This is a genomic window from Mycobacterium sp. NGS24 (assembly GCF_059813065.1).
The window spans coordinates 39,573-65,663 of sequence record NZ_JCALDW010000022.1; the positions used below are offsets into that span (position 1 = coordinate 39,573).

General features: G+C 67.6%; 26 protein-coding genes. 8 read left to right on the forward strand and 18 right to left on the reverse strand.

Features of this window, described 5'->3' with window-relative positions:
* Positions 1–24 precede the first annotated feature (24 nt).
* The 18 genes from AC5Y6Y_RS22345 to AC5Y6Y_RS22430 form a co-directional block, all read right to left on the reverse strand.
* Positions 25–1,620 carry a Fis family transcriptional regulator gene (locus AC5Y6Y_RS22345; RefSeq protein ID WP_499930360.1) on the reverse strand — a complete coding sequence of 532 codons (1,596 nt, stop codon included), beginning with the start codon at positions 1,618–1,620 and terminating at the stop codon, positions 25–27.
* Between the two features lie 67 nt (positions 1,621–1,687).
* The gene (locus AC5Y6Y_RS22350; RefSeq protein WP_499930362.1) at positions 1,688–2,509 is read right to left on the reverse strand and encodes a hypothetical protein; all 822 of its coding nucleotides are present in this window, start codon (positions 2,507–2,509) and stop codon (positions 1,688–1,690) included.
* A gap of 513 nt (positions 2,510–3,022) precedes the next feature.
* On the reverse strand, positions 3,023–3,259 hold the full coding sequence (locus AC5Y6Y_RS22355; protein WP_499930364.1) for a hypothetical protein: 237 nt from the start codon (positions 3,257–3,259) through the stop codon (positions 3,023–3,025).
* A 6-nt stretch (positions 3,260–3,265) separates the two neighbouring features.
* On the reverse strand, positions 3,266–5,167 hold the full coding sequence (locus AC5Y6Y_RS22360; RefSeq protein WP_499930366.1) for an AfsR/SARP family transcriptional regulator: 1,902 nt from the start codon (positions 5,165–5,167) through the stop codon (positions 3,266–3,268).
* 23 nt (positions 5,168–5,190) lie between these two features.
* On the reverse strand, positions 5,191–6,099 hold the full coding sequence (locus AC5Y6Y_RS22365) for a hypothetical protein (protein ID WP_499930368.1): 909 nt from the start codon (positions 6,097–6,099) through the stop codon (positions 5,191–5,193).
* Positions 6,096–6,290, reverse strand: a complete 195-nt coding sequence (locus AC5Y6Y_RS22370) for a hypothetical protein (protein WP_499930370.1) — start codon at positions 6,288–6,290, stop codon at positions 6,096–6,098. Before AC5Y6Y_RS22370 ends, AC5Y6Y_RS22365 begins: the two co-directional genes overlap by 4 nt.
* 1 nt (position 6,291) lies before the next feature.
* Complete coding sequence (locus tag AC5Y6Y_RS22375; protein WP_499930372.1) at positions 6,292–6,681, reverse strand: hypothetical protein; 390 nt, start codon at positions 6,679–6,681, stop codon at positions 6,292–6,294.
* Positions 6,682–6,706: 25 nt separating this feature from the next.
* A complete protein-coding gene (locus AC5Y6Y_RS22380; protein WP_499930374.1) occupies positions 6,707–9,514 on the reverse strand; it encodes a type IV secretory system conjugative DNA transfer family protein in 2,808 nt (935 codons plus the stop codon).
* Positions 9,515–9,626: 112 nt separating this feature from the next.
* A complete protein-coding gene (locus AC5Y6Y_RS22385) occupies positions 9,627–10,322 on the reverse strand; it encodes a hypothetical protein (RefSeq protein WP_499930376.1) in 696 nt (231 codons plus the stop codon).
* A gap of 94 nt (positions 10,323–10,416) precedes the next feature.
* Positions 10,417–10,926, reverse strand: coding sequence for a VldE C-terminal domain-containing protein (locus AC5Y6Y_RS22390; protein WP_499930378.1), 510 nt, complete (start codon positions 10,924–10,926; stop codon positions 10,417–10,419).
* Positions 10,913–12,229 (reverse strand): VldE C-terminal domain-containing protein, encoded by a 1,317-nt coding sequence (locus tag AC5Y6Y_RS22395; protein ID WP_499930380.1) that lies wholly within the window; start codon positions 12,227–12,229, stop codon positions 10,913–10,915. Before AC5Y6Y_RS22395 ends, AC5Y6Y_RS22390 begins: the two co-directional genes overlap by 14 nt.
* A 21-nt stretch (positions 12,230–12,250) precedes the next feature.
* Positions 12,251–14,104, reverse strand: coding sequence for a hypothetical protein (locus AC5Y6Y_RS22400; RefSeq protein ID WP_499930382.1), 1,854 nt, complete (start codon positions 14,102–14,104; stop codon positions 12,251–12,253).
* Complete coding sequence (locus tag AC5Y6Y_RS22405) at positions 14,104–14,778, reverse strand: hypothetical protein (protein WP_499930384.1); 675 nt, start codon at positions 14,776–14,778, stop codon at positions 14,104–14,106. Before AC5Y6Y_RS22405 ends, AC5Y6Y_RS22400 begins: the two co-directional genes overlap by 1 nt.
* Positions 14,775–17,276 carry an ATP-binding protein gene (locus AC5Y6Y_RS22410; protein WP_499930386.1) on the reverse strand — a complete coding sequence of 834 codons (2,502 nt, stop codon included), beginning with the start codon at positions 17,274–17,276 and terminating at the stop codon, positions 14,775–14,777. Before AC5Y6Y_RS22410 ends, AC5Y6Y_RS22405 begins: the two co-directional genes overlap by 4 nt.
* Positions 17,277–17,305: 29 nt before the next feature.
* Positions 17,306–17,821 (reverse strand): hypothetical protein, encoded by a 516-nt coding sequence (locus AC5Y6Y_RS22415; protein ID WP_499930388.1) that lies wholly within the window; start codon positions 17,819–17,821, stop codon positions 17,306–17,308.
* A gap of 13 nt (positions 17,822–17,834) precedes the next feature.
* A complete protein-coding gene (locus AC5Y6Y_RS22420) occupies positions 17,835–18,155 on the reverse strand; it encodes a hypothetical protein (protein ID WP_499930390.1) in 321 nt (106 codons plus the stop codon).
* 3 nt (positions 18,156–18,158) lie between these two features.
* Positions 18,159–19,172 carry a hypothetical protein gene (locus AC5Y6Y_RS22425; RefSeq protein WP_499930392.1) on the reverse strand — a complete coding sequence of 338 codons (1,014 nt, stop codon included), beginning with the start codon at positions 19,170–19,172 and terminating at the stop codon, positions 18,159–18,161.
* Positions 19,166–19,366, reverse strand: a complete 201-nt coding sequence (locus tag AC5Y6Y_RS22430) for a hypothetical protein (protein WP_499930394.1) — start codon at positions 19,364–19,366, stop codon at positions 19,166–19,168. Before AC5Y6Y_RS22430 ends, AC5Y6Y_RS22425 begins: the two co-directional genes overlap by 7 nt.
* 573 nt (positions 19,367–19,939) lie before the next feature.
* On the opposite strand from AC5Y6Y_RS22430, the gene AC5Y6Y_RS22435 reads away from it, so the two are divergent.
* The 8 genes from AC5Y6Y_RS22435 to ligD all read left to right on the forward strand — a co-directional run bounded on the left by AC5Y6Y_RS22435 (position 19,940) and on the right by ligD (position 26,088).
* Positions 19,940–20,656, forward strand: coding sequence for a hypothetical protein (locus tag AC5Y6Y_RS22435; RefSeq protein ID WP_499930396.1), 717 nt, complete (start codon positions 19,940–19,942; stop codon positions 20,654–20,656).
* Entirely contained in the window at positions 20,653–22,017 is a 1,365-nt protein-coding gene (locus AC5Y6Y_RS22440) for a cutinase family protein (RefSeq protein ID WP_499930398.1), read from the forward strand. The genes AC5Y6Y_RS22435 and AC5Y6Y_RS22440 overlap by 4 nt, the downstream gene beginning before the upstream one ends.
* Before the next feature lie 48 nt (positions 22,018–22,065).
* Entirely contained in the window at positions 22,066–22,386 is a 321-nt protein-coding gene (locus tag AC5Y6Y_RS22445; protein ID WP_499930400.1) for a hypothetical protein, read from the forward strand.
* A 650-nt stretch (positions 22,387–23,036) separates the two neighbouring features.
* Positions 23,037–23,297 (forward strand): type II toxin-antitoxin system Phd/YefM family antitoxin, encoded by a 261-nt coding sequence (locus AC5Y6Y_RS22450; protein WP_499930402.1) that lies wholly within the window; start codon positions 23,037–23,039, stop codon positions 23,295–23,297.
* Positions 23,294–23,698 carry a PIN domain-containing protein gene (locus tag AC5Y6Y_RS22455; RefSeq protein ID WP_499930404.1) on the forward strand — a complete coding sequence of 135 codons (405 nt, stop codon included), beginning with the start codon at positions 23,294–23,296 and terminating at the stop codon, positions 23,696–23,698. Before AC5Y6Y_RS22450 ends, AC5Y6Y_RS22455 begins: the two co-directional genes overlap by 4 nt.
* Complete coding sequence (locus AC5Y6Y_RS22460) at positions 23,695–24,075, forward strand: hypothetical protein (RefSeq protein ID WP_499930406.1); 381 nt, start codon at positions 23,695–23,697, stop codon at positions 24,073–24,075. The genes AC5Y6Y_RS22455 and AC5Y6Y_RS22460 overlap by 4 nt, the downstream gene beginning before the upstream one ends.
* Positions 24,072–25,010, forward strand: coding sequence for a discoidin domain-containing protein (locus AC5Y6Y_RS22465; RefSeq protein WP_499930408.1), 939 nt, complete (start codon positions 24,072–24,074; stop codon positions 25,008–25,010). The genes AC5Y6Y_RS22460 and AC5Y6Y_RS22465 overlap by 4 nt, the downstream gene beginning before the upstream one ends.
* An 85-nt stretch (positions 25,011–25,095) precedes the next feature.
* Positions 25,096–26,088 (forward strand): non-homologous end-joining DNA ligase, encoded by a 993-nt coding sequence (gene ligD / locus AC5Y6Y_RS22470; protein ID WP_499930410.1) that lies wholly within the window; start codon positions 25,096–25,098, stop codon positions 26,086–26,088.
* The last annotated feature ends 3 nt before the right edge of the window (positions 26,089–26,091 follow it).

Below are 26,091 nucleotides of genomic sequence, written 5' to 3' on the forward strand. Positions count from 1 at the left end.
ACACGGCGGTCAACGTGTCCGCAGCTATCCATCGCCGTCGCCGGCAGCGTCCTTCTTCCGGCGGGCCAAACGTTCCTTGACGGCGTTCTGCGCGTCCGGATTCACCACGGGCGCGGCAGCCTTGGGCGTCTCACCGACAACACCGGGGCGGCCGGTGCCCTCGACCTCGGCCAGAGGGTCCTCGTAGCTGTTGATCTTCGAGGATTTGTTGTCACCGCCGGGCCGGCCTCCCATCGGCATCATGCCGCCGCCCATTGCGCCGCTGCCGGCTGCCGCGACTGCCGCCGGCTTCAGGGGTGCAGCGGCGCTCGATGGTGTGGCGGTGGGGGAACCGGTCAACGACGCCGGGTGGGTGGCTCCGGGCAGGTTGCTCGACGGTTTAATGGGACTGCCTCCCCCTCCGCCGCCACCACTGCCTTTCCCTGCGCCGGCCAAAGGTTTGGCCAACGCCGCGGGCTTGAGGGGGTTGCCGGCGGCCTTCTTTGCAGCATCGCCCCCGAGCTTGCTGACCTGCTCGCCGAGTTGTTGGGCCATCTGGCCGACCGACTGCAGGGGGTTGGCCTTGCCGAGCGATTGTGTGAGCGGGCCGAGCGCACCCATCAGCGGTTGCAGCATGTCCTGCATACCGCCCGACGGTTCCTCGGCCGCAGACTTCTTTTCGCCCTTGTCCTTCTTCTCGTCCGACTCGCCGGGCTCGTGACCGTTGGGGTCCATGCCGGGATCGGGCACGTCGCCGGGAGGGGTGCTGACGACCTCGCCGCCGGCCTGCAAGCCGGTCGCGGCCACCCCTTTAAGGGCTTCTTTGTCGTCGAGGGTCTGTTGGTAGGCGTCCACGAGGGGCTGATGAGCGCCGCCGCTCGCCGCGTTGAGCGCTTGTACCTGTGCCAGCTCTGTTTTCAGCGTGGTCCAGCTGACCGACGGGCCAACCTGTCCGTAGGTCAGGGTGTGTAGGTTGCCCGCCGATTCGTATCCGGCAGCTAGGGCGGTGGCGTGCCCGGCGATAGCTTCGGTGAAGGCGATTCCTCGAGTGAGCTTGGTAGCCATCCCTGGCGTCGCCGCGGACTCACCGGTGGCCAGCAGTTGGGTATGGGCGTTGACCAGGCTGGCGTTAGCTGCGGCCGCGCGGGCTGCCAGGGTGGTCAGCCGGGTCGCCGCGGTCACTGCGGGTCCGGTTCCGGCCCCGGTTTCCAGCTGCAGTGCCAGTGACTCGCCCTCTGTGCCGCTGACATCGGGGATCGGGTCGAAGGTCGGCATGGCGGACGGGGCCGCTGAGGGCTTGGCCGAGCCGCTCATCGTGGCCGCTGGCGCGCCGCCTGGAGAGGTGCCACCGAACTGACCGAAGGATGCGGCGCCCTGGCTGTCGCCGGTCTCGTAGCTGGCGGCCGTGTCGTTCATGCCAGCCGCGGCGTTGGAGGCTTGGTCGGACCCAGCGCGGACGTGCCCGAGCAACCACTGATGGCGGGCGTTGAGGTTGCGCATGATGGTCTCTGACGCGGGATCCGACGCGCAGGGCGGCGTCGGTGTCGGGTCGTCGAAGTCCGAGCCCAGCAGCGCCCCGGCCAGGTCGACGAGTTCACCGGTGCGGCGAAACCCGTCCGTGTCGACATTCAAAGCGGCCATGACTGTATTTTCTCCCGAGTTGACGCGCCGGCGGAACACCAGTTTTTCCGGCGGCACCGGCAACGCACTAAGTCGACAGCAACCCCGGCGGAATAGCTGGGCCAGCATTGGGGCCCGCGGCGGCACCACCTGGGTCGATGTATTCAGGCCAAATTTCGTCGGGGTCGTCCCAGTCGCCGGGGGTGGACACCGATTGGATGCGTTGAGCGCCGTCGGAGTCGCCGGTCTGATACGACGCGGCATGCTCGGTGAATCGTGTCGAGTACACACCGAAATCAGCGGCCTTCTTTTCCAACATGGCCTGTCGCCTCGCCAGGCCGGCCACCACTCCGACGGCCACCGGGTAGCCCATGGCGCCGTGGCTGGCGATGATCCGGTTCACCTCGTCGACGGCCTGCGGCCCGATCGCCGCGGCGGCGGCCTGCAGCTCGGCGTACTGCTCACTGGCGTTGGTCAGGTCAGCCGGATTGACGTCGAGCTTGTCCTCACCAGCACCGCCTGAGTTGTCGCCGTTGTGTGAGGCTGGCTGCACCGAGCCGGGGGCAAGGGGGCGCTTGTCGGGCCACCACAGGTCTGGGTCGGTCTGATCCTGCACGTAGTCGTGCATCCAGTAGGGCGGCAGCTCGCCGGGTTGACTCGGTGACCACCGCACCGGCTCATCTCCGGTTGTGCCGTGGATGCCGTCCAGGGTGGAACGCGGCATCCCCTGCGAGGCGTCGAACTGCGATTCGGGGATGTAGGGCGGGTACTGGGGGACCTGCCAGGTGCCGTCGGGGCCGGGCCCGCCCTCCGGGTACAGCGGGGATCCGTCGTCGAAGCCTCCGGGTGGCCCGGAGGGATAAACGATGTCCGGTGTGGGGGTGGGCGTCGGCTCGTTCGGTTGGGTCATGACTCTCCTAGATCGGGCTCGGGGGAATCGCGGGCAACGCGTCGATGGACATCGGCCTTGCCCTCAGCGGAACCGCACTGACCTGGGTTTTCCTCGTCCCCTGTGCTGTCCGACGAGGCGGGTTGTGTGTCACCGGGCAGATGGAGCGCGGCATCCGCTCAGCGGAGATCGGGTCACCGCAGCCGGGGAGGTGGGGCAGTGCGAACGGGGCCGGCATCGAGCACTCCTGGGCGTCAGGACCGGACGTCCTACTCATCAGTGCCTCCTCCCCGTTTCAGGTCCCTGCCTGTGTTGCATCTCCGCTCCTCGGTGAGCGATCAGGTGACGGTGCTGTTCACCATCCCGACGCGCCTTGCACAGTTGGCCCTATTGCCTTTGTACCTGGTCGTGAGCGTTTGCCGCGAGCGCTGAGGCGTGTTTGCGCGCATGCACCTGCGGCAGCTGTGCCCAGGTCGAGTGCTGGCGTCAGATCGGACAGTTCGCGGCGGCTCGGTGCCCTGGCGAGACACCTCGTTACCGGTCGTCTTGCAGTGGGTCGTATCGGTGGGCAAACGCTGATTGTGCGCATGCGGTGAACAGCTCGCCGAGGCCGTCCGCGCCCAGGGATTTGAGCCGTTCGGGTTGCGCGTCGACGTCGACGATCTCGCCGGTGGTACGCACCGAGACCGACATCGCCGGCGGGTCGGTAGCGGCCGTGGTGATGACTTCATCGTCGTCATCTTTGAACTGGGACAGCGTGATCGAGTGCATCTGGGCCTACCCTGCTTGTTTGGTCAGATCGAGTACCGCCGGATCGCGGTCGGGTCCGGGCACGGTGCTGAGGTACTGGCTGCGCAGTGCCCGGTATGCGTCCTTGTCGTGCCCGTCCAGAGCGGCTTGCATACCGGTCTGCCACAGATCCTGGCGAGCGTTGTCGTACCAAAGTCCTTTGCGCGCGATTTCCACTGCGGCACTGAAGTTCTTGGTCGCGTGGTGGCGGCCGGCCAGGACGACGGCGGCGCCGGCGACGCGATCGCGGATCTCGTCACGCAGATCCTTGGTCCAAGCCCACTCCTTCGGCGGCACCCCGCCCAGGGGTGGCCCGGTGACCAGGCTCATCGCAGCGACGAGGTTGGCCGTCGAGGTCGTGTCGATGAGGATCTCGACGAGCCGCTCGAACTCCATCCAGTCCGATCGCACCGCATTGTGGAGCACATAACCGCCGTCTTTCATCGGCGGTAGCGCCTTGGGGCCGCCAACGTGGGTCACCCCAAGTCTTGCTCGAAGCAGTGAAACCTGTTGTGTGACGGTCTTTTCGGAGGCGCCGCCGTTGAAGACGGCGCGGATGATCTCACCGCTGTCGGCGAAGCGGTTGTGCTGCAGGAACACCGTCAGTTCGTTGAGGCGCTTCTCGCGCGGGCCGGGTGACTGAGCGCTGTGAGGCGGCTTGAGGTCGACCTGGCCGAGGATGCGGTTCCAGATGGGAGCGATCTCGGGAGCCGCCGTTCCCGCCGCGGGCTCGTCATTGGCGCCCTCAGCGGCACTGGATGCCGGCGCGAGTTCGGGCTCTGATGGTGCGGGCTCCGCGGGCCGGTCGTCGAGCACGTCCGGCGCCGCGGTCGCGTCGACGGGGACTGGAAGCGGCGCCGCGCCGCCGTCAGGTAGGTCCGCGGCGGCGAAATCATCGTCCTCTGCCGGCCATGAGGCGGTCTCGTCGTCGATCTCGGCGGCAGTGCCCGGACCGGCAAAGAAGTCGATCGGCTCAGCGCTGTCTTCGCTGGCGGCGGTCGGCGGTGGTGTCCACACCGGCAGGCGTGGATCGGTGTCGGTGTCATCGAATTCGCCGGCGGGCTGCATCTCCTCGAAAGCTTCCGCAGCCGGTTCGAGTGGAGCGGGGGACACGATGGGCTGGTCGGTGAGTAGATCGGCGCAGCGTTCGACGACGGCGGGGCTCGGGAGGATCAAAGTTGCCGTCATGGGCCGGGTCACGCCGTTGCTGATCTGGCCGAACCGATCCGGCCCGCACGTGATGGTCCACTTCGTGTCGATGGCAGCGTCCTTGCCGAGGTCGACCATGATCCTGCTGGCGGCGTTGGACACGATCTGCGCGCGGTCGGTGTAGGTGAGGTCGGGTCCGCAGATCAGGACGTCGACCTGGGGGACACGTCCGACGGCCACCGGGCGCACACGGGTGGTGAAGGGTCCGCGCCACACGTCGGAGGTCACCCCGATGGTGATGTCGGGGTGGGTGGTCAGCAGTTCGAGCACCCAGCGACTGATCAGAGCGGTGGTGACGTTGGCCTCGCCGTCGATGCGGATGCGTTGGAAGGCAGCAAGATTGAGTCCGATAAGGGCTCCGTCGTCAGTGGTGCCAAACGCCACCAGGTAGACGGGGTGGTCCGGGTCGGGCGCGAGGTTTGGGTCTACCGCTTCCCATGGGATGCGGGCTTCGTTGCTGGAGTCCGCGGTCCTCCAGGGGTAGGGCAGTGGCGACTTGAGACCGGCCACGAAGGTGACTACCAGCTCGTCGCGTCGAGCGGTGATCAGCCCCGCGGGGCCGGCCGGCGCGGGGGAGAGACTGTACAGCGATTCCAGCCGCCGCACGACGTCGACCGCGCGGCCTTGCCCGTACCACCAGGAGGTGACCGGGGTGCTGCTGGCAGCGGTGGTCGACGTCATGACGGTGAAGTGACCTGCTTTCTTTACTGGGTGGCGCCGCTGCTGGCGGAGGCGGGATCAGCGGGGACCGCCGATCCGTCGGCACCGCCGAACGCGCCGGCATCCACACCCGAGGACGACGATTCCGACGCCGCCGCGGGATCTGCGCCCTGCTCGGCCGCTTCGCCGTCGCTGTCTTCGCTGTCGGTGTTGCCGTCGCTGCTGTTGTCGGCGGTGGAGAACGGGTCTGCGGCGGCGTTGGCATCGGTGCTGGCCGCGGTGACCGTTCCGCTGCCCCCTGACGGTGCAGTCGCAAACGGGTCGGCAGCAGCGTTGTAGCCGGCTGTGGTCGCCGGCGCACCACCTGCCGACGATCCCGCGAACGGGTCGGCGAACGGGTCCGCTGCGGGCGTGGCTGCTCCCTGCTGGCCGTAGGGGTCACCGAACGGGCTCATGCCCTGCTGACCAAACGGGCTCATGCCCTGCTGGCCCATCGGATTCATGCCCTGCATACCTTGCATGCCCGAGCCACCGGCACCGAGCAGCTGACCGAGAATGTCCATCAGGCTGGTACCGCTGCCTGTGCCGCTCATCTCGTCGCTGCCTTTGTCGTCGTCATCGTCTTTGTCGCTGCCGCTGTCGGCGGCCTGCGACCCGTTGGCCTGCTCGGTGGCCGCCGATCCCTCGACGGTGCCGGCACTCTTGCCGTGGTACTTCTCGATGATCGCGAGGATGGCCGCCTGGCCGGCGGGCGATTGCGGATCAGGCACCGCGGCGATCTCCGCGGCCTCTGCTTGGGCGTTGGCCGCGACGTCGTTGGCACCGGTGACGTTGACGTCGGCGCTGTTGTCGGTGACGTCGGCGCTGCTGTCAGCGGTGCCGCCGAAGTTGTCCAGCGGCAGGTTGTCGAGGCCGGTGGTTTGGGCGAAGGGGCCTCCGCTTCCGGTGCTCATCCGGTGACCCTGGTCGAGAAGTTGAGGTTGATGACGCCTTGGCGCACCTGACGCTCGCGCAGGCCGACCTCTCGGGCGCGACGCGCCAGGTCGCGCAGGCCCTCGCCGCCGACCGGGCTGAGCCCGAACAGGGCGTGGTAGCGCGCGTGCTGTTCCTGTGATTGCTGCGCCAGTAGTTCGATCGGTGTCATGTCAGCTTCCCTCCCCTGTTCCGGCGCTCGTGGACGCCAGTTGCGATGCCGCCGGCGCGGCACCGTTGGTGTTCGGGCCAGGCGAGGAGCCGGCATCGGCCCCCGGTGATTCCTGGCTGGATTTGTCCGCCGGGCGGGCCGGCGGGGCGGGCAGTTTCGAGGTCCTCTTGTAGCCCATCTGGTCGAGCTGGTCGTTGGTGACTGCACCGGCTTTCACGGCGGCCGCGCGCGCTTGCTCGAACTCGTCGCGGGCCTGGGCTGCGGCCTCCAGGCTGGCGACGTAGCGGTCGAAGGCTTCTCCGACGTCGCCGACGAGAGCGGTGTTGTCCTTGAGCAGATTGGCGTAGGCCGCTTCTGCGGCGGCCCGGCCGTTCTTCTTCCTGGGTGCCATTACCGACTCTCCTTCGCGTTCGCGTCTAGTGCATATGCAGTTGCCGAGCCTGCATCACTTCGTAGGGATCGACGTCGATGTCGCCTGCATGGCGACCGTCGTCGAGGTCCCGGTACGGGATCACCAGCCGGTCACCACCGTCAACGTCGTCGGTGAGGTAGGGCTCAGCGTGAACGTACTTCCAGTCCATGACACCGTCAACGTCACCGATATTGACCAGATCGCCGTGTTGAAGCTCGTTGGCCGACACCGGAATGGGTGGCCCGTATTCGTCGTCGACGGTGGGCAGATACTCGTCGTCGAAGCCGTCTACTACGTCGTTGAACGGTGCCGGTTTGGCTGCGCCGGCCGCACTGGGTGACGGACTCTGATGTGGCGCTGGCGTGTCGTCGATGACGTCGCCGTGCTCGTCGTCCATCGTCGGCCGGCGAAGCGCCATCATCGGCCGCACGTAGGACGGGTGCAGGGGATCCAGATCGGGGCGATCCGATGCCAGAACGACGGGCGATTCGCGGATCATCTTGAACGACATCTCTTGCTCGTCGTCCTCGGGATCGTAACCGCGCAGAGCGCTGTCGACGACGCGGCGAGGCCAGAAACTGTCCACGTTCTGCAGCTCGTTCAAGATGGCACGTTCATGGTCGGTGAGGGCGGCGTCTTGTTCCTCGGTTGCGGGCACGCGTGGCGTGTAGAAGGCCTGCATTTCGCGGAATGATCCGTCGGGCAATTGCACGGTGCCGCGGCCTTTGATGCCGGGCTGCAATCTGGTGCCGGCCACTGCATCGTTGAACATCATGATGGCGGCGTCTTTGGAGCGCAGACGTCCCATCGCGACGCGTAGCGCGGTGTTGTCACGTGCTTCACCGGCGATGAACATGGTGTCCGGGCGTTGGATGCCCAGTGCCATGTGGATGCCGACGGCGCGGGCGGTGCGCAGCAGGATGCCGATGTCCGTCGCGGTCGGTGGTTCGCCGCGTTCCTTGGAGGTCTTGTAGGTCTTGTAGAACTGGCCGAGGGCGACGGCCAGGTTCGAGAACTCGTCGGTGATCACGATGATGGGATCGAAGTCGTCGGCCCGGTTGGGGTTGATCTTCACCTGAGACAGGCGGTCGGTCATGGTGTCGGCGATCAGGCGCAACGCTGCGGTGTGACCGACGAGGCCGTCTTCGTCGGTGCCGGCGGTGACCAGTGAGACGTTGGGCCAGCTGCGCATGCCGGGGGAGTCGAAGCCCTTCGGGTCGACCCAGACGACGTTGAAGCCTCGGCGCGCGCACTGGGTGGCGATCGTCATCAGCACCGAGGTCTTGCCGGTGGAGGTCGCGCCGGCGATGAGGAAGTGCGGTGACTGTTTGAAGTCCCAGCCGACGACGTTGCCGTAGGCGTCGATACCGAAGGGGATGACGGTGTTCTTGTAGAGGGAGCGGACGCTGGCCCGAGTCACCTCGGGGAAGTCCAGGGGCGGATCGACCATGGTCGGCAGGCCGGGGCTGCGGACGAATCGGACGCGCCGCGAGGCCATGCTCCACTCGGCTTCCCAGGAGCCGCCCAGCGAGTCGGAGACCATGCCCTCGATCGCTCCGCGCCGGAAGGCCGAACTGACCTTGAGGTTATAGGCGAACCCGACGGTGAACTCTCGGATCCGTGCGGCGATCGCGTCGTTACCGGTGGACGCCGACCGCGCGGCCAACTCCTCGTCCATGTCTAGCTGCGCATTCATTGTCCCCTCGTCGTCGTGGGGAGTCAGCGGGTGCAGCGCGCGTCGCATCGCCTCGACCGTGCCGACCGCGGAGTCGACGACCGGGGCTGGTTTGTCGACGGTCACTGAGGCGATGTGAGCCGCGGCATCGAACCAGGACGCCACCAACGGCGCGAGGACCGACTCGGCGTCGACCACCACATCCTCTTCGACCACGACGGTCTCGGTCGCGGTCAGCGCCCGCGCCAGGGGGTCGTGCTCGAAGGCGTAGGTATGGCCGGTGACTTCGTGCAGGACTGCGGCGATCTCGGCGGTGAGCTCTTCGCCGACCGAGCGGGGGTGCTGACCGTAGAGCAGCCTGATCACCTTGGGGAACGCTGGCTTTCCGCGGGGGTGGGCGCAGCGCTCGACCCGCACGCGCCCAGCCCGCAGATCGGGCCAGCCCAGCGCCGGCGAGATCAGGAAGGTGATCTTGTTGATCTGACGGGTGACCAGGCCGCGGGCGTAGGCCCAGCGGGAGTACTGCCAGAACCCGAACACCGCGGCCAGGAGTACCGCCACCACGAGAAGACGGCCCGGCAGGTGGGCGGCTGAGGGCGCCGCCCAGCGCAGCAGCACACCTGAGGCCGCCAGTAGCACGGCGGCGCCGACCAGGATGAGCGGCACGGTGGGGTACTGCTCGCCGGTCCAGTGCTGTCCCGGCCGGACGTGGCCGGTGTGCCCGGTGCGAGCACGGTGGTTGGACCAGGACTGCATGGCCCACCACAGTCCGGCCAGGACCGCGGTCACCACCGGGGCGGCGATGAACAGGATCCAGAACCATCCGACGCCGACGCCGGCGATGACGTACACCGGCTCCGGGGAGGGCGGCAGCAAGTAGTCCCGTGCTGGTGAGGGGCGGTAGAGGAATTGCTGGGCGGCCGGCCAGAGCTTGGTGTATCCGAGAACGGCGGCCACGGCGAGCGCAGCCATCAGGATCCAGCGCCAGCTCTCGGCGGCCTGCTTCTGCTCGGCGGCGCTCTCGCCAGGAACGTAGGGCCGGTTCAGTTCAGCACCGCTGGTGGCGTAGGGCCGGCTGCTCGGCGCTGCCGCCGCTGAAGACGATTTGGCGGGCACGGTTTTGCCGCTGGGAGCCATCGGTGGCTGTCCTTTCCGCTGGTTGGGGCGAGAGACTTGAGCACATCATCGGGCGCCGAACGGACACCGTGAACTGGTCGCGCAATCGTGCGGTGGGCCGCGGCCCGGTGGTTCACGGCGTGGGCAGTGAGATCGGGATCGCGCCGGGTATCGCGGAGGTCGGCGCCACGGTCTCCGATGACGGTGCCGGCGCGGCGGGGGGCTGCGCTGGGTCGGCGGGGGCGGCCGGCGGGGGCGGTGCTTGGGCCTGCACGGGGACGACGGTGCTGATCTTCCAGCCGTCCACAGCCATCTCCAGTGTGGTCTCTACGGCAGATCCGTCGCTGTAGGCGATCTGGAAGGTGGGGAGGAACGGATCGGCGGCCAGGGGGCCGTCGACCTTCGCCACGCTGGCCTGCGGGACGTTTCGGATGTCGGTGAGCCGGTATTGGTCGAGCAGCTCGGGCATCACATCGGGGGCGACGCGGGCGATCCAGTCTTCGCGATTGCCGTTGGGGGAGGCGAAGTTCGAGGCGAATCGCTCTGCGATGACGCGGGCCGCCTCGGGGGAGAAGTCCGGCGGGGGTGGCAGCTCGCTGGGGTCGGGTTGGTACTCGCCGTGCGCGTGGCCGTCTTCAGGACCGTGATCGTGACCTTCGTGGTCGATTTCGCCGGGCGCGACCTGTTCCGCGGTCTGCGCGACGTCTTCGACGGAGTAGTACTGCCACGTCAGCCCCGCGATCGCGACTACCGCGATCAGGGCGCCCATCCGGGTGCGCATCGGGATCCGGCGCCACCGGTAGCGCAGCATCGCCCAACGCTGCCTCATCGCGCACCGCCGGTGTTCCTGCTGGCACGGTGGTCGTAATCGCGGTTCATGGCGTATGTCCTTTCGCAGTGGCTGATCCAGCAGGCTTGAACGGTCACGGGTAGCCGCCGCCTGAGGTGGTGACGTGCAGGTGGGTGAAGTGATTGGCGACGTCGCTGTCGCGAGGTTGCATCGGCTCGGCGGTGCCGTCGGCGCGGTAGAGGTGCTGGCGCCAGATCACGTGTTGCACGCCGAGTTCGTTGGCGCGCTGCAGCAGGAAGTCTCGGATGTCGTCGCCCAGGGCGATGCCCTGCTCGCTGGTCGGGTCGCCGGGAATGAGGATGTCCAGCGCGCGGCCCTGGTCATGTTCACTGAACGGATCCGGCCGGAAACCCGAGATGTCTTGAATCTGCGGGAACCGCTCTGCCACTGCTGTTTTGACGGCAATGGCGTCACGCTGCAGTCCGGCGTCGGAGGTCCTTCCGGTGTCCGCTGCGGCCAGCGTCGGGTTGAGCGCCGAGCCGAGGAGGAACCAGCCGCCGACGACGACTAGGGCCAGCGCCGCTACACCGGAGATGGCGATCCGAGCTGGGCTGCGGCGCCGCGGCGCTTCACTGCCCGACATGCACCAGCGAGCGTGGATCGCTCGCACGGCGATGTAGGTGATCGGAGCGGCGACCAGCAGGGCGAGCAGGCCCCACAGGGTGGCCAGGGCGGCGCCGTCGAGTCCGAGGGTGAGGGGGTTGGGCGGCGGTTCGTAGTACTCCATGGGATTTTCTCCTGCGTGGACGCGATTGCGGGGTGGGGTAGCCGCCGCCGATGGTGGCGACGTGCACGTGGTCGAAGTGGTTGGCGGTCAGGCCGCCGCGGTCCTCCATCGCTTCGGAGGTGCCGCTGGGGTAGTAGATGTGTTGGCGCCAGATGGCGTGGTCGACGCCGAGGGTCTTGGCATTCTTGAGCAGGAACTGCAGCACCCCGTTGCCCAGCGCGATGCCCTGCGGGCTGGTGGGACTCGGAATCATGATGTCGAGGGCGAGGCCTTGGGGGTGCCACTTCATCGAGTCGGGCCGGTAACCGCCGATCGTTTGAATCTGGGGGAAGGCCGCCGAAACTGCGCGGTTGGTGATGATGGTGTAGCGCTGCAGGCGGTCCTCGGGGGCCTTTCCGGGCGGCAGTTTGGACAAGTTGTACACCGAGCGTGAGGCGCGGGGACGCGATGCGGCGCACATGTTTTCGGTTTCTCCGCTGTTCATGGAGTCCGGTGTGGGCGCGCCGGGGCCGGCAGCTGTCATGACCTCACGCAGGTGCTGTCGGTAGAACAGCGTCGCCGCGGCCACGTCGTCGGCGTAGGCGTCAGGGAATGCCGAGCGCTGCACCGATTGAGCGGCCACCGTGGGCGCCATCTGCTGCCACCCGCCGACCTTGAGTAGCGCTTCGTAGAACTTCAGCGCCGCGATCCGCGGCGTCATCAGGTCGCGGATGGTTCCCCACCACGGTTGCTGCTGCATGATGCCGACCGATTGATGATCGTGTCCCGTGCCTTCGTTCGGGATGCGCAGCGATTCGGGCACATTGGGGTTGGCCAGGTTGCGCATGCCGGACTCCTGCATGGCGGTGGCTAGGGCGACGATGATGCCCTTCTCCGGGATCCGCATCTGGATGCCAGCGGCGATGACGGCTTTGCCGTTGTTGACCGGCCCCGGCCCGAACTGCACGCCCCGGCTGGCGTCGACCCCCTGGGACTGCATCTGTTGGGCGCACTGCGGTGTGGTGAGGGCCGCTTCCTGAGTCGACGGCGAGCCGCCGCCGGCGAACAGCACAAACATGAGCAGCACCGCGACCAGGGCGAACGGGGCGAGCATCGCGGCTGCGGCGTAGAGCTTGCGCCGGTGCGCCCACAGGGTGCTGGCTACAGCCGCCCACGACATCGGTTCCATCCGCGCGGCCCGTCAGGCTGCCTCGGACAGGGCGTGCCGGCCGGCCCCCGCAGCGCCGGCACCGCCGCCTCCGCCACCGACATCGCCGCGGCTGGCGCGGTAGATCCGGATCGCGGTGTCAAGGGTGTCGCGGGCGCGGCTGCTGTCCGCGGGCGCGCCGGCGGGCTGCGGTTCGGGTGCCCGCCGGCTCCCGGTGTCGGGGGCGGCTTCGGCGTCCGAGCTGCCGCCCGCCGCGCCGGATCCGCTCGTGTCCGGGGCGCCGGAGGCGGGATCGCCGACCGACACCGGATCCGAGGGTCCACCGCCGTCCGGGCCCGCGCCTCCGCCTCCGTCTCCGCCACCACCTGAGGTGCTCGACGAGTCGGTTTCGGGTTCGATCTTTCCGGGGTCACGCTGCGAGGAGCCGCCACGTCCTCCACGGCCCCAACCGAATTGGTCGCCGAGTTCCTGACGGATGCGCGACATGTCCGCGGCCTTGTGCAGGAAGCCGCGGCCACCTCGCCCGCCCATCGCGCCGCCACCGCCGAGTCGGGCGGCCATCGTGTCGCGTTGACGGTCGAACATGCGCCGCAGTGGCCCGAACACCGCGAATCCGAACGCCAGGACCAGCGCCGTCATGAACAGCGACTGGATGGCGTTGGTGGATTCTTTGAAGACCTGATCGAGGATCACGTTGTAGGCACCGAAAGCTGCGGTGTAGATGACCATGGCGGCATACGCCATCGCGCAGTCCAGGACGGTTTTCCAGGCGAATGTCTGCGGGCCGCCGGGGATTACACCGATGGCGAATGCCGGCGGAGCCAGCGCGGCGTAGAGCATGGCTTGCACGGCGGCTTTGACCACGTGCCACACGAAGTAGCAGGCGAAGGCCACCAGGAAGGCGGCGAGCAGCCCGCAGATGCTCAGGGGCACCATGATCGCGGCGGGGTTGCCCATCGACTTCTGGTGCATCGCTTCGCCTTTGTCGGAATCGCACCCTTTGATGTCGTCTTTAAGCTTGTCGCCGCGTTCGTTGTTGATGCCCGCAGACCAGGCTTCTCGGCACTTACGGGAGATCGAGTCGGCGACGGTGCCGAAGTTGATCATCTGCGTCGGTGAGCGCAGGAAGCGGTCGGCCAGCCGCGAGACCATTTGGTCGATGTTGGCGCCGTCGCCCTGCTTGCTCAGGGTGCCGTCGGACACCGAGGTGGCGATCTCGAGTCCGGTATCGCGCCCTTTGGCCAACAGCCCGTCCGGGCCGACGAGTTCACTGAGCGGGTTGGCGAAAATCGTTGCGGCGACGCCGATCATGAGCATGCCCATGGCGATGTTGGAGAAGGCCTTGGCGGTCCGGCCCACCAGCACAGTGCACACGACGACGATCGCGAGCACCGCCAACGCGGTCGCGGCAAGCCCGAACCGGTCCATGGCATCGGTGACGCCACGCCCGATGGTCTGGAACGGGATGGTGAACAGGCTCATCCACTGGAAGTCCAGGACGAACTTGATCAGCCAGAGCGCGGTGGCGGTGATGCACAGGTAGATCTCGTAGGAGATGGAGGCGACCTTGGCGAACATGGTCGAGGCCGGGTCGTCCCAGCCGCCTTCGTTGAGGGTGAGGGTGTATTTGGCTACCGGCACCCCGTCGGAGTCTTTGATGCCCATCCAGGAAATGAGCAGGTTGCCGGCGTCGCTGCTGTTGCCGGTTCCCGGATCTGCCCACGCCGTGGCGGTTCCAATGAGCAGCAGCGCCAGGGCGACGGCGAGCGCGGCGGTGATCAGGCGGTGCCGGCCGCACCACCGCAGGGGTGCTGCCGGGGTCCAGCCCCGGATCCACCGGTGGGCGTTGTCGAGCCGGTCGGGATCGGCGAGCCTGCTGAGCGTCATCACGAAGGGGCCCCCACCAGGGCAGCGCCGGTATCGGCGTGGCTGGCCGCGCAACGCGAGACCCGCACGTCGTCGATGTAGTCGCGGTAGAACCGGCGGGCTGCGGGTTCGTCGTCGACGTAGCTGTCGGGCCAGGCCGAGCGCTGCACCAACCCGGCCAGCTCGCTGGCCGGCATCGTCTCCCAGCCGTCGACGGAGATCATCGCGCTGTAGAAGCGCTTGGCCGCCACCGCGGGTGACATCCGTTCCTCGGGGCTTCCCCAGGTGGCGCCCTGCTGCAGGATTCCCACCGACTGACGGTCGACGGCGAGGCCGTCGTGGGTGATGGCCAGCGAGTCCGGGACGTGGGGGTTGGCGAGGTTGAGCAGGTGAGTTTCGGCCATCGCCGCGGTCAGTCCGGCGACGATGCCCTCTTCGGGGACATTCATCGCCACCCCGGCGGCGATGACCGCCTTGCCGTTGTTCACCGGCCCCGGACCGAACGTCAGGCATACGGGGCCGGCGGCCTGCGGGGGTGATGCCGGCCCGGTGGTGAGCACCAGCGCGGTGGCAACGGCGGCCAGCGCAATGAGTGCTGCCACGAGGAGCCGCCGGATCCGGCGGCGGCCGGCGGCGATGACGGCGCCGGCATCTTGGTGGTGGTCGATCATGTCGGTGGCCCCGTTCTCGGTCATGCGACGTCGGACTGCTCTGGGGGAGTGGTGCTCATCGCCTCTCGGCGCATCTGCGAGGACGGTCCGAGAACCTTGATGCGGCCGATGGCGCCGCGGGCATCACGCAGGTAGCCCTCGCCTTCTCGGCCGGGGATCACCTTGTTGTTGCTGCCTTTCGGAGCGGTGTTCTTGGTGAGGTCGGTGACGATGTGCGGGTTTTTGTCGGGGTCGATGCCCAGCCACTTCAGGGATCGTTTGGCCAGCGATTCGTCGCGGTGACGCATGACGATGCGGATCGGGATCAGGTCGAGCGCGGTCCCGGCGGGGTAGTCGGACACCGGGTCGTGGCTGCCGAGGATCAGGGCGGTGTTGTCCTTGCGGCCGTCGCGGACGATGCGGGTGACGCTGGCGAGCCCGCGTGGGGTCGAGGTCACGTGGTAGGCCTCGTCCATGACGACAGCGCCCATGCGGCGACGGTTGGAGCCGAATGCCTGGCGGCCGATCTCGGTGGACAACCCGTAGATTGCGCGGCCGAACACCTTGCTGGGGTCGATGGGGTCACCGCTGGCCACTTCTTCGGCGGTCGGCACTTCCACGCGGTTGGTGCGGATGACGATGCCCTCGGCGTTGAGGTTCAGCGGCGGCAGGTTGGGGTCCATCAGGGCCGCGGCGTAGCGCTTGCGCGACCAGTAGTCCAGGTGCCGGTGCAGTTCGGCCCAGCCCGCCGGCAACGCCTTTTTGCCATCGGGCATGCCGCCGGTGTCCATCCCGCGCTGTAGGACGGCCAGCATGTCGGGGATGGAGCGCACCCCGAGTTCGGGTCGCAGCAGCTCGCCGAGGGTCAGCCCCTGCGGCGAGTCGGCGGTGCAGCCGAACAGCGGGGTGAGCAGGTCGACGGCCTTGTCGACGCCGATGTCTGACGGGAAGATCCGCAGCGGGTCCATCGACCACTGCGGCCGCATCATGTCGACGACCACGGAGTTGGGCAGCGTTCGGGTCGGCGCCGCGTACTCCCCTTGATCGGTGCGGTCGATCGCCAGGTACTGCCCACCGATGTCGACGAGATGGAACAGCAGTGTCACGATCGCCCACGTCTTGCCGGCGCCGAGTTCGCCGGCGAACGCGACCGACGGTGACGCATCGCGAGAGGCTTCGCGGAACCATTCCAGGTGCACCGGCTGGTTGCGCCGGCCGGACAGGTTCAGCGCGAAGATCGGACCTCGGACGTCGCCGACATCGTTGGTGGCGCACGGCACGCTAGCCGCGGCGTACTCGCTGATCGTCACGTGCGAAAAGTCCGCGACAGCGCGCATGCTGGTGCCGCCGGGGTTCATCGCCGCCCACAACTCGCGCTGACCACCCAGGGGCGCGACTACCTTGATGCGGTTGCGCTCGAAGGCCTGGACCAGTTTCAGGGCGCCGTCTTCACAGATGGCTCGGGTGGTGCCGGCGACGGAGAAGATCGGGCACAACGCCACCTCGATCTCATCGTCGTTGCTTTCCAGGTGGCCGTTGTACTCGCTCAGTAGCAGCACCTGTTCGTGGAGCGTGTTCTGCGCGAACGAGATCTCGCTGTCGCGTTCATCGACCTGCTCGGTGAGCTTGCGCAGATTCTTGGTGTTGCGTGAGATCGCCTGCTCCCGCGGCGTCTTGCTGATGCGCACGGCCCAGTCGATGTCGAAGTCGGCCACCCGGTCGGCGATCGTGAAGAACTCCGAGCCGGGGAACTGAAGTCCCTCAAGGGGGAGCGCTTCGATCGCCAGCAGCGTCTGCCACGACTCAGTGGCGTCGATGCGGCCGGGCTGAGTGATCTTCACCAGCGGCGCGAAGCTGCTGGGTCGCCACCGCTTGCCTTCGCCGCGGCGTTCCCCCTCGTCGAATTCCGCCATCGAGAACGCGCCCGCCGGTGAGGACACATTCGACGGGATGGAGGTGGGGAACACCTCAGGTGCGCCGCCGCGGGACAGGGCGTGATTCCACAGCCACACCATCTGCGAGGGGGTCATGGGCTCGAACCCGAACACCGACGGCAGACGCGACACCATTGAGGCGGCCAGATCGGCGGCCTTGGCCATTTCGGCGCGGTCGCGCTCGCGGGATCGGCGGCCCGCTGTACCCAGGCCGGTCAAGTCGGTGACGACATCGGAGTCGACGACGGGGAACGACACGGTGAAGATGCGTTCGGTGGGCCGCACCGCGGAGGAGAAGAAATCGTGCTTGCCTTCGCACTCTTCGCGCCACATCGGCATCGCATTGACGTCAGTTCCAGCGATAGCGCGCGACAGGATCTCGTCGGGGTTCATCGCTGCGATCAGCCCGGAGATCACCGCGTTGTTCGGCAGTGCGCGGAACAGGTTCTTGTGGTGAACGAGGGTGTCGTACTTGCGCTGATCGCTGGTGTAACCGTAGGGCAGTCCAGTGATCCGGTAGTCGGCCCAGATGGAGCCGTCCCGCAGGCGCCGCAGGTTGCCGAAGATCGACACGGTGGGTTGCAGGTTCTGATCGAGCTGGTTGGCCATCAATGAGTCCTTGAAAGGTGGGGGTTGGATCAGCCGAAGAGGTCTGCCGCGGCGCTGCGCTGTTGGCCGCCGAACATGTCCGCCCATTCGTCGGTTTCACGGGGCGGGACGAACGTTGGCGACGGCGTGCGGCGGGGGCGTGATGGGTGGGCGTGGACGGGTTCTATCCCCATGTCGAGCACCTCGATCTGGGGGCGCACCGTCGAGACGGTGTTCACTGCGTGCGATTCATCGCCGGTGCTGACACTGACTGGGCTGGTGTACAGACGCGCGATGCGGTGAAGGCGGGTCCCGAACGGCACCGGTGAATAGGGCATCTTGCGCATCGCGCCGACAGCGATCGCGGTCACCGAGATGCCGACGACACCGGTCATCACCGGCTGCCCGAGGCGGGGAAGCAGGAACAGCGTCAGCATGATCCCTACGACGAGCGCGACCAGTTCGGGGATCGGGTACGGCCCGCCGGGCAGTTTCCATCGGCCGTCGAACTTCGCGATGACGATGCGGACTCGGCTGGCGCGTGTGTACCACTTGGCGACGAACATCGGCGGCGTGGCCCTACCTGGTTCCGCTGTTGGTCAGCCCGCCGATGGTGTCCTTGGAGACCACGCCGAGAGCGGGTAGTGAACCAACCAACCCGATGAGGACGACGCCGACAGCGAGGGTCTTCAGCGCGGCGGTCTTGTTGCGGCCGATGAAGTAATAGCCGGCCGACACCAGTGCGCTGCCGCCGATGAGCAGGTACACCGCGAAGGTGATGCCTTGGTTCTTGATGTTGGCGCCGATGTCCCAGATCGGCGCGGCCATGTAGGTGACCTGTGCGGCGGTGGCGCCGGAGGCGGCGCTGTCGAGAACCATGGGTGCGAGGGTGGTGAACATGTGCTAACTCCCTTCCGGAGTGCTGCTGGAATACATCGGTGGTGTGGTTGTAGTGGTGGATGGGGTGGTGGTCCGGGGCGTCGTTGACCCCGAGTCATTGGGCGCGACAATGCTGGGCGCATCGTTGATCCGATCGACCTGCCAATGGCCGCCGGCCACGGACATGACGAGCGGGAAATCCATTGGCATGAGCACGCCGCTCGCGGTCTGCATCACCGCGCGGACAGTGACCTCGATGCCGTCAGCTTTCGGTGGCACGTCCTGGGCGTTGGCGAGGTCGGAATTGGTTTGCACACGTTCAATAGCCATGGTCGTGAAACGTGGGGGCTGTGCGGCGGTCAAACCAGAGCCTGCGGCCACGTATGGAGCGAGGTCTCCCTGGCCCGTCAACATGGCACTGAGAAACCCGTAAACCGTCTTGAAAACCGGGCGATCTTCGGCGACCAATGTTGTCGTGGCGAGTTCGACGGCGACGCCCGACGGCCTGTCCGGTCGGGCGTGCGGCAGGGTGAACGCTTTGAACCTGTTCTTGGTGTCAGCAGAGATGTCGACCTGTAGCCGAATGAAGACCATCGACGCGGAGTTGGCCGCTTTCGGAATCTCGGCATCTACGACCACGGAGTAGGTCTGAAAACCGTCGAGAAAGACACCGGGAAGCGCAGAGGATGCGCGCAGTGCTCGACCGCCTGCGGGGAGTGCGGATGCGGGCACATCGCCGTCGTAGAACTGCTTGATGGCCGTGCTGTTGGACGGGTCTTTGAGGTAGGTGTCGACGAAGTGTGTGGCGTAGGCCTCGACCGCCGACATCTGATCGCGTTGGGCGATCTCATCGACCGGCTGGGGCCGGTTGATCACCAGCAGGACGACCGCTGCGATGAGTGGGATGTAGCTCGCCATGATGAACACCAGAAAGGTGCCTGTTGCGCGGGTGCGGATCTCGTCGGCGCGGATCGTGTCGCCGCCGCTGATGCGAAGGAACACCCCGTCCAGGAATCTCTGCAGGGGGCGACTCAGCATGAGATGCCCAAGGTCTGGGACTGCAGTTTTTCGAGCAGTTGCGCCGCGGATTCCCGGCGCTCGACGATGTGGGTCACCAACGCGATCGACTTCTGCTCGTTGAGCGGGTCGGCGGCAAGCTGGCTCATCAGGTCGCGCAGGTGATCGGAGTACGCGCGGACGCCGCCGGCGTTGCGGCGGATCGGCTGGGCCATGGGCTCCACGGGCAGGCCTCTCGGGGGTCGGTGGTGTTGAGCAGCCCCTTATGACCCCTGCGACCCCGAAATCCCGACAACCGCATATGTAACGAATTGATAACGCATACGCGCGTATGCGCCGCATATGTTCGCTAGATGCTTGACAAGGGGATTACGCTCGGGATCTCGGAGCTTGCGTAGAGGAATCCCGAGCGACACCCCTAGTGCAATTAGCTCGACAACTATTCGCCAACCGCATCACCGCATATGCGGCGCACACGACCTGGGCGAATACCTCCCGCACCCGCACGTACTGCACCAGCGCGTCCTCACGTGCGATTCCGCCGGCCCCGCACCGCACCTTCTGAGCATCCCCAGCAATGCACGGCGATGTCCGGCTGGCTGCGCACACCACTTCCCTGACAACCCGGTTGTCAACCCTGAAACGCCACGTCGGCAGCTTCCACAGTGACTCAGATCACAGTTTTTCCGGCCCGCTGACAACGCCCCGGCCAACCGCTCTGCAAACCCCCGCAACAACCCCCGCGGATTCCATGAACGCGTCACCAACCCGCGACGCCAAGGAATTCGATGAACACCTGGGACCACCTCGCCGAGCAGGCCCACCGCCTCCTCACCCGGCCGAGCCGCGGCGACCTCACCCCCTCCGTGACCCTCGTCCAATCACTGCACAAGCAGCCGCCGTCCTCGCCGGCCGCGATCTGCGCGCACCTGGAGACCGTCTCCGCCGCACTGCCCCAAATCGCGCGCTATGCCCGCAGCGGTGACCGCCACGCCCTCCTGATGGCCGCAGTCCTCATGCGCCACCCGCTGCGACGCATCGCCGACATGGCCGACCCCGACGGGTACCGCTCCAGTGACCGCGACGCCCGCGACAACGACACCTTGCGCATCTTCTTCGAGATCATCCGCACCGCGGGGGACCCCCAGCTGCTCAACTCGCGCTACCTCTACGGCCAAACCCTCAAGCGTGTCCTCAAGGCCCGGCCCGCCGCCGAATCCCCGGCGGTCGCCGTGCGCGTCGACCCCCACTCGGTCGTCCTCGACAAGGCCGATCTGGGCACCGACTACGACCACACCTCCACCCTGCTGCAGCAGGCCCGCGACCGCCGCATCATCACCGCCCTGGAGCACGACACCCTGCGCGCTCTCTACCTCACCTCCGACGTCTTCAGCCCCTCCACCGCAGCCCGCGTCCTGGGCGCCAACGTCAGCGCCGTCGAACGCCGCGCCCAGCGCGCGATCCGCAAGCTGTGCACCTTCTACGACGGTGCGGTCGCCGCATGATCTGCACCCGCCGCCTCACCGCACTGGCACTCGCACCCGCCGTCAGCGCCGCCCTGCTGCTGAACACCGCACCCACGGCGCTGGCCGCCAACTGCCCCGCCGTGGAGGCCATCGCCGTTCCCGGCACCACCCAGACCAACCCGAAGGCCGATCCGGACAAGCCCGTGGGCGTCCTCGGCAACATTCTGGAGCCGCTGCGTAAGAACGCACCCGTACGGATGGTCACGTACTACACGCCCTACCCCGCGACCATCGTCGGCGGCACCGACGGCGGCGGATACCGCGCCTCCAAGAACGCCGGCATCGACGCCACCAACGCCCGTCTGAAAGCTGTCGCCAGCGCCTGCCCGAACACCGTGTTCATCCTCACCGGCTACAGCCAGGGCGCTGACGTCGCCGGTGACGTCGCCGCCGCCATCGGACACAACCGCGGTGTCATCCCCGCCAACAAGCTGCTCGGCGTGGCCCTGGTCGCCGACCCCTCCCAGGCCCCCGTCGGACAACCCACCATCGGCCTGCGCGACCCCGGCATGGGCTTCGCCGGCGTCCGCTCGGGAGGGTTCGGGTCACTGCTGCAGCGCAACGGACTGCTCTCCGTCTGCGCCCCCCAGGACTACTACTGCAACCTGCCTCAGGGTGACCTCGTGATGCGCATGATCGGGCACCTCGGCTCCCAGCTCGACGCCGCCGACCCCTCCGGGTCGGCCCAGAAGCTCGCCACCATCTTCATGGGAGGCCTCATCGCCCCCGCCGCCGCCGCCATCAACCAGATCCTGCAGCTGGTCAACGATCCCAACCTGATCCCCAACCTGATCAGCCGCGGCGTCGCCTTCGCCAAGGCCCTCGCCCAGCAGCTGTTCTACCTGGCCGGCCCCCAGGTCGCCGGCGCTGCCACCAACCTCGTCAACGCCGTCACCAACGTCATCAACTTGGTGACCTCCCGTGCGTGGGCGGCCATCCCTGCCGCCATCACCACCATCGCCACCACCGCCAGTAGCGTCGGCGCCGCACTCGCCCAGATGAAGGACCGCACCACCACCATCAACGTCAGCGGCTTCGGCCCCGTCGGAGCGGGCATCTCCCAAGGGGGCGGCGTAAACATCGGCGATCTCGCCACCGCCGTGCTCAACGCCATCAGCGTCGCCACCGGCGGCGTCGGAAGCCAGTCCACCGGAATGTTCGGACCCACCTTCTCCCAGTTCTCCGCTGCCAACGTCGCCCAGGCCGTCAAGCACTACGCCGAATTCATCAAGGGTGGATTTCACGAGAACTACGCCACCACGCCACTGGACAAGGCCGGCCACACAGGCACTCAGATCGTGCAGCGCTACTTCGTCAACCAGATCAACAAGCTCGTCTGAAAGGCACCGCCCCATGACCATCGACACCGCACCCCGCGAGCGCTGCTAATGCAGAAGGGACTCCTGTACATGGACTACGGCTTATGGCTGCTCGCCGACGACACCGGCCGCATCACCCTCACCGGATGGTCGGAGACCGGCGGCGGCGACGCTGTATCCAGCGCCCCTGCCCGCACCGACCATTGGCCGGTCTACGACTTGTGCGACGGCCGCGAACAGCTGCCCGACCGCCTGCGCGAGCTGGGTCTCGATCTGGCTCCTGGAGCCGACCTCAACGACCTCGACCGGAACTGGGACGTGTACGTCCGTCACCCTGACATCGCCTCCCTGCGGAGCGCTCTCGACGGCCGGAAAGCCACCGCGAAATGATCGTCCCTATCAGCTGCGCCACACTGCGCCAGAGCGTGCTCACCACACTTTCAGTGGCCGCAGCTGAGCTGACTCACTGACACTTTCGCAGGGCTCATCGGGCCCGCCCACAGCGTTCGGCGTTCGACCATTGCGTCGCATGCGCCGACATTGCATAGGCGTCAGGTCGAGACGGGTGTCTGGGCTCGGTCACTGGCTCCTCGGCGCGCTGTCGCGGAACCCGCGTACGAGCCGCGCCACTGTGCACCACAACCGAGTTCCGGGGCCGGTTGCACACGAGTTGACGGCTCGGGTCGACCCCGCCGGATGCCGCGTGGAAGCCCGTCTGCCGTCGGTGCGCAGGCGGTGCGCCACCGCTCGCCAGCGCGCGCCAACGACCCGCGCCAAGGCCAAAGGAAACCCGGCCGCTGGGGAGGGTCGCTGCCACCTCGGGCCGACACGTGCGTCACTGTGGCCCGGCCGGACCGAGGCTGATCCCGGTGTCGTACCGCAGGCATTCGGCCGGTCCTCGGACAGCTCGTTCAGCCTCGACCCCAGCGATGAATGCGGCATCGCAGCTCGCTGCCCCCACGACTCGGCGCATCCACTACCCCCGGCCACCTCACATCGACATGTGTACACGGTGTGCTACTGCGAGCTACGCTGTGTACATGAAGAGCTACGGTGTCCGTGAACTGCGCCAGAATGCAGCCATGGTTCTACGCGAGGTGGCCGCCGGAGAAACCGTCGAAATCACCAACAACGGGCACCCCGTCGCGCAGATGATCCCCGCCGCTTACGACCCCTGGACCGCACTCATCGCCAGCAAGGAAGTCACTGCCGCCCGCCACAGTGTCACCGACATCCTCAAACGCCCGCCCCGCTCGTACCGCCAGAACGCCAGTACCGCCGCCCCACGGGACGACCGGTGATCTACCTCGACCCCACCGCCCTCATGAAACTCATTGACGAAGCGCCCGAATCCGCCGCCCTGACCGCATACCTCAGCGCACACACCGACACCCGGTGGATCACCTGCGCGCTGTCACGAGTCGAGCTGCTCCGCGCAGTGGCCGCCCTACCGAAAGAAGCCACCGGTCACGCCCACCACGTCCTGGCCGGGCTCGACACCGTGGCCGTCACCGAGCGCCTCCTCGACGCCGCCGTGGCGCTCAACCCGAGCCCCGCACGCACCGTCGACGCACTGCACATCGCCGCGGCCCTGAGCGCCGGACCACGACTGCGCACCCTCGTCACCTACGACCCCGAACTTGCCGGCGCCGCCGCCGGCCACCACATCACCACCGTCAGCCCCGGAGGAGGATCACCGTGATACGCACCCTGATCATCGCGGCGCTCATGACCGGCGCCGCGACGCACTTCCTGCACACCGACCCCTACGAGGCCTTCGGATACAGCCTCGTCCTCAGCGTCACGCTGTGGTTCTTCTGGCCCCTGCTGCGCCGCCTCGTGCGCCTGGCGCTCCGCCGTCGCCGCCGCCATAAGGCCCCAGCACGGACACCCAAGACGGCTTCGCCGCAGCTGACTCAGGTGAACCACTATCACTTCTACGGCCACGTACCCGCTGCAGCACAGCCGATGCCGCGACCCGACTACAGCCGCCCGGCCCTGCCGGTGCGCACCGAGGGCCAGAAGGCCCACGACGCGATCTACGACATCATCGACATGGACGACGACACGACACGATGAGCATGGGCACAGACAACGACGACAACGATCTGCCGATCGACCGCAGCTGGGACAACCGGCGCCTGATCCTGGCGTCGCTGGCCCCACGCTCAGCCACGCGCCCGGCCCGCCGCAGCACACCCGCTGACGGCGACAGCACCCCTCAGGCCGACTCGGACGGAACCCGCAAACCCGGTTTTCTCAGCCGCGGTATGCGGGCCTCCGGCCGTGCCGTGACCGCCGGCGGACGTGCCTTCAACAACCGGGTACCGCGGGAGAACCGCGCCCGCGTAGCCATCATGACCGTCGCCGCGGTCGCGATCCTGTTAGTCGCCCTGGCCGGCGTCAACTACCTCACCACCGACGTCAATCCACCCGCACCGGCGACGCCGGCCACCGCGGCTCCACCACCACCTCCCAGCCAGGCACCGCTCAACCGCGACACGATCCTGTCCGGGGCCACCGCCTCCGACGTCTGCCCCCGCGACCCCAACTACTCGGACGCCAACCGCGCGTTCGACAGCGACTTCAACACCGCGTGGGTGTGCACCCGCGCCAAGAACCAGGACGGGCAGCAGATCCAGATCGACTTCGGCCGGCAAGTCACGCTGACCCAGATCCGCATCATCGGCGGCTTCGACGCCACCGCACCCGACGGCACCGACCAGTGGTCCAAGCACCGCATCGTCACCAAACTCGAGGTGTACTTCCCGAAAGACCTCAGGCGGGACCCGGTGACAATCGACACCGCCGGCGCCCGCGACTGGCGATTCATCGCCCTGAACCCGCCGGCCACCGTCAGCAAATTGCTTATCCGCGTCGCTGAAACGTCTCCACCGCCCCAACCAGCAACGCCGACAAGCGAAAACACCTCACCCAACCCAGACGAAGTGACCTCAGTAGCAATGTCGGAGATCCAGTTCATCGGTATCGACGGACAGCCACCCCCGCCCTGACGGTTCGCCCACGACAGTGATGCACCGTGCATCACCGACCGGTCACGCACGGAGCACAACCGGGTCTCGCGCGTACCGTCGAAACGTGCCCACCACCAGAACTAAGCCCGCCGTGCGCGACGCCGCGTACGCGCCGATGCTGGCCACCCTGGGCACCCCACCCCAGGGCACCGGACGGGCCGTGGAAGTGAAGGCCGACGGCCAGCGCGGCACGATCGTCGTGGCCGACGGCGCCGTCACCGTGTTCTCACGCAACGGCACCGACGTCACCCGCACGTTCCCCGAGCTGTCCGGCATCGCCGCGGCGATCGGTGACCGCCGCGTCGTGCTCGACGGTGAAATCGTCGCCCTCGACGCCCAAGGGCGGCCGTCGTTCACCCGGCTGCAGCGGCGCTGGCCTCAGCAGCGCAGGCCCGGCGCGGACCTCGTACGCTCAGTTCCCGTCCGGTTCTGGGCGTTCGACATCCTGCACGCCGACGGCCACAGCGTCATCGAGCAGCCCTACACCCGGCGCCGAGACCTGCTCGACGACCTCATGGTGGTCGACAAGTCGCGGTTACTCACCGTGCCGCGCCCCATGCTCGGCGTGACCCCCTCCGACGCACTGGACGCCGTAGCCGCGCACGGGATGGAGGGTGTGGTCGTCAAGGATCTCGACTCGCCGTACCGGCCGGGGGAGCGCAGCCCGTACTGGATCAAGGTCCCGATCCGAGCCAGTATCGAGCTGACAATCGTCGGATACTGGAACGCCGGCGGCCCAGGCGGACGCACCCGCGTCGGGTCCCTGCTCGTCGCCGGACACGACCAGACCGGCGACCTGGTGGCCATCGGCCAGGTCGGCACCGGCTTCAGCGACCTCACGCGCCGGACCCTGCACGCGCAGCTGCAGCCGCTGCGATGCTCGACCGCCCCTGTCGCCAACCACGTCGACGTGCCCGGCGTGCGCTTCGTGCAGCCCCAGCTCGTCGCCGAGGTCGCCTACCGCGAGTACGTCGCGGGTCGATGGCTCCGGCACACCAGCTTCAAGGGCCTGCGGCCCTCAGATCCCAGCCAGACGCTGCTCCCGGCCCCCGCGTAGCCC

Excerpts from the sequence above, each read along its gene's own strand:
- AC5Y6Y_RS22365 (WP_499930368.1), bottom strand. The coding sequence starts at position 6,099 with ATGAGCACCGGAAGCGGAGGCCCCTTCGCCCAAACCACCGGCCTCGAC.
- AC5Y6Y_RS22390 (WP_499930378.1), bottom strand. The coding sequence starts at position 10,926 with ATGTCGGGCAGTGAAGCGCCGCGGCGCCGCAGCCCAGCTCGGATCGCC.
- AC5Y6Y_RS22445 (WP_499930400.1), top strand. The coding sequence starts at position 22,066 with ATGCAGAAGGGACTCCTGTACATGGACTACGGCTTATGGCTGCTCGCC.
- AC5Y6Y_RS22385 (WP_499930376.1), bottom strand. The coding sequence starts at position 10,322 with ATGAGGCAGCGTTGGGCGATGCTGCGCTACCGGTGGCGCCGGATCCCG.
- AC5Y6Y_RS22450 (WP_499930402.1), top strand. The coding sequence starts at position 23,037 with ATGAAGAGCTACGGTGTCCGTGAACTGCGCCAGAATGCAGCCATGGTT.
- AC5Y6Y_RS22395 (WP_499930380.1), bottom strand. The coding sequence starts at position 12,229 with ATGTCGTGGGCGGCTGTAGCCAGCACCCTGTGGGCGCACCGGCGCAAG.
- AC5Y6Y_RS22435 (WP_499930396.1), top strand. The coding sequence starts at position 19,940 with ATGAACACCTGGGACCACCTCGCCGAGCAGGCCCACCGCCTCCTCACC.
- AC5Y6Y_RS22375 (WP_499930372.1), bottom strand. The coding sequence starts at position 6,681 with ATGGCACCCAGGAAGAAGAACGGCCGGGCCGCCGCAGAAGCGGCCTAC.
- AC5Y6Y_RS22410 (WP_499930386.1), bottom strand. The coding sequence starts at position 17,276 with ATGGCCAACCAGCTCGATCAGAACCTGCAACCCACCGTGTCGATCTTC.
- AC5Y6Y_RS22405 (WP_499930384.1), bottom strand. The coding sequence starts at position 14,778 with ATGACCGAGAACGGGGCCACCGACATGATCGACCACCACCAAGATGCC.
- AC5Y6Y_RS22465 (WP_499930408.1), top strand. The coding sequence starts at position 24,072 with ATGAGCATGGGCACAGACAACGACGACAACGATCTGCCGATCGACCGC.
- AC5Y6Y_RS22415 (WP_499930388.1), bottom strand. The coding sequence starts at position 17,821 with ATGTTCGTCGCCAAGTGGTACACACGCGCCAGCCGAGTCCGCATCGTC.
- AC5Y6Y_RS22425 (WP_499930392.1), bottom strand. The coding sequence starts at position 19,172 with ATGCTGAGTCGCCCCCTGCAGAGATTCCTGGACGGGGTGTTCCTTCGC.
- AC5Y6Y_RS22370 (WP_499930370.1), bottom strand. The coding sequence starts at position 6,290 with ATGACACCGATCGAACTACTGGCGCAGCAATCACAGGAACAGCACGCG.
- AC5Y6Y_RS22360 (WP_499930366.1), bottom strand. The coding sequence starts at position 5,167 with ATGACGTCGACCACCGCTGCCAGCAGCACCCCGGTCACCTCCTGGTGG.
- AC5Y6Y_RS22350 (WP_499930362.1), bottom strand. The coding sequence starts at position 2,509 with ATGACCCAACCGAACGAGCCGACGCCCACCCCCACACCGGACATCGTT.
- AC5Y6Y_RS22430 (WP_499930394.1), bottom strand. The coding sequence starts at position 19,366 with ATGGCCCAGCCGATCCGCCGCAACGCCGGCGGCGTCCGCGCGTACTCC.
- AC5Y6Y_RS22400 (WP_499930382.1), bottom strand. The coding sequence starts at position 14,104 with ATGACGCTCAGCAGGCTCGCCGATCCCGACCGGCTCGACAACGCCCAC.
- AC5Y6Y_RS22380 (WP_499930374.1), bottom strand. The coding sequence starts at position 9,514 with ATGGCTCCCAGCGGCAAAACCGTGCCCGCCAAATCGTCTTCAGCGGCG.
- AC5Y6Y_RS22440 (WP_499930398.1), top strand. The coding sequence starts at position 20,653 with ATGATCTGCACCCGCCGCCTCACCGCACTGGCACTCGCACCCGCCGTC.
- AC5Y6Y_RS22355 (WP_499930364.1), bottom strand. The coding sequence starts at position 3,259 with ATGCACTCGATCACGCTGTCCCAGTTCAAAGATGACGACGATGAAGTC.
- AC5Y6Y_RS22420 (WP_499930390.1), bottom strand. The coding sequence starts at position 18,155 with ATGTTCACCACCCTCGCACCCATGGTTCTCGACAGCGCCGCCTCCGGC.
- AC5Y6Y_RS22345 (WP_499930360.1), bottom strand. The coding sequence starts at position 1,620 with ATGGCCGCTTTGAATGTCGACACGGACGGGTTTCGCCGCACCGGTGAA.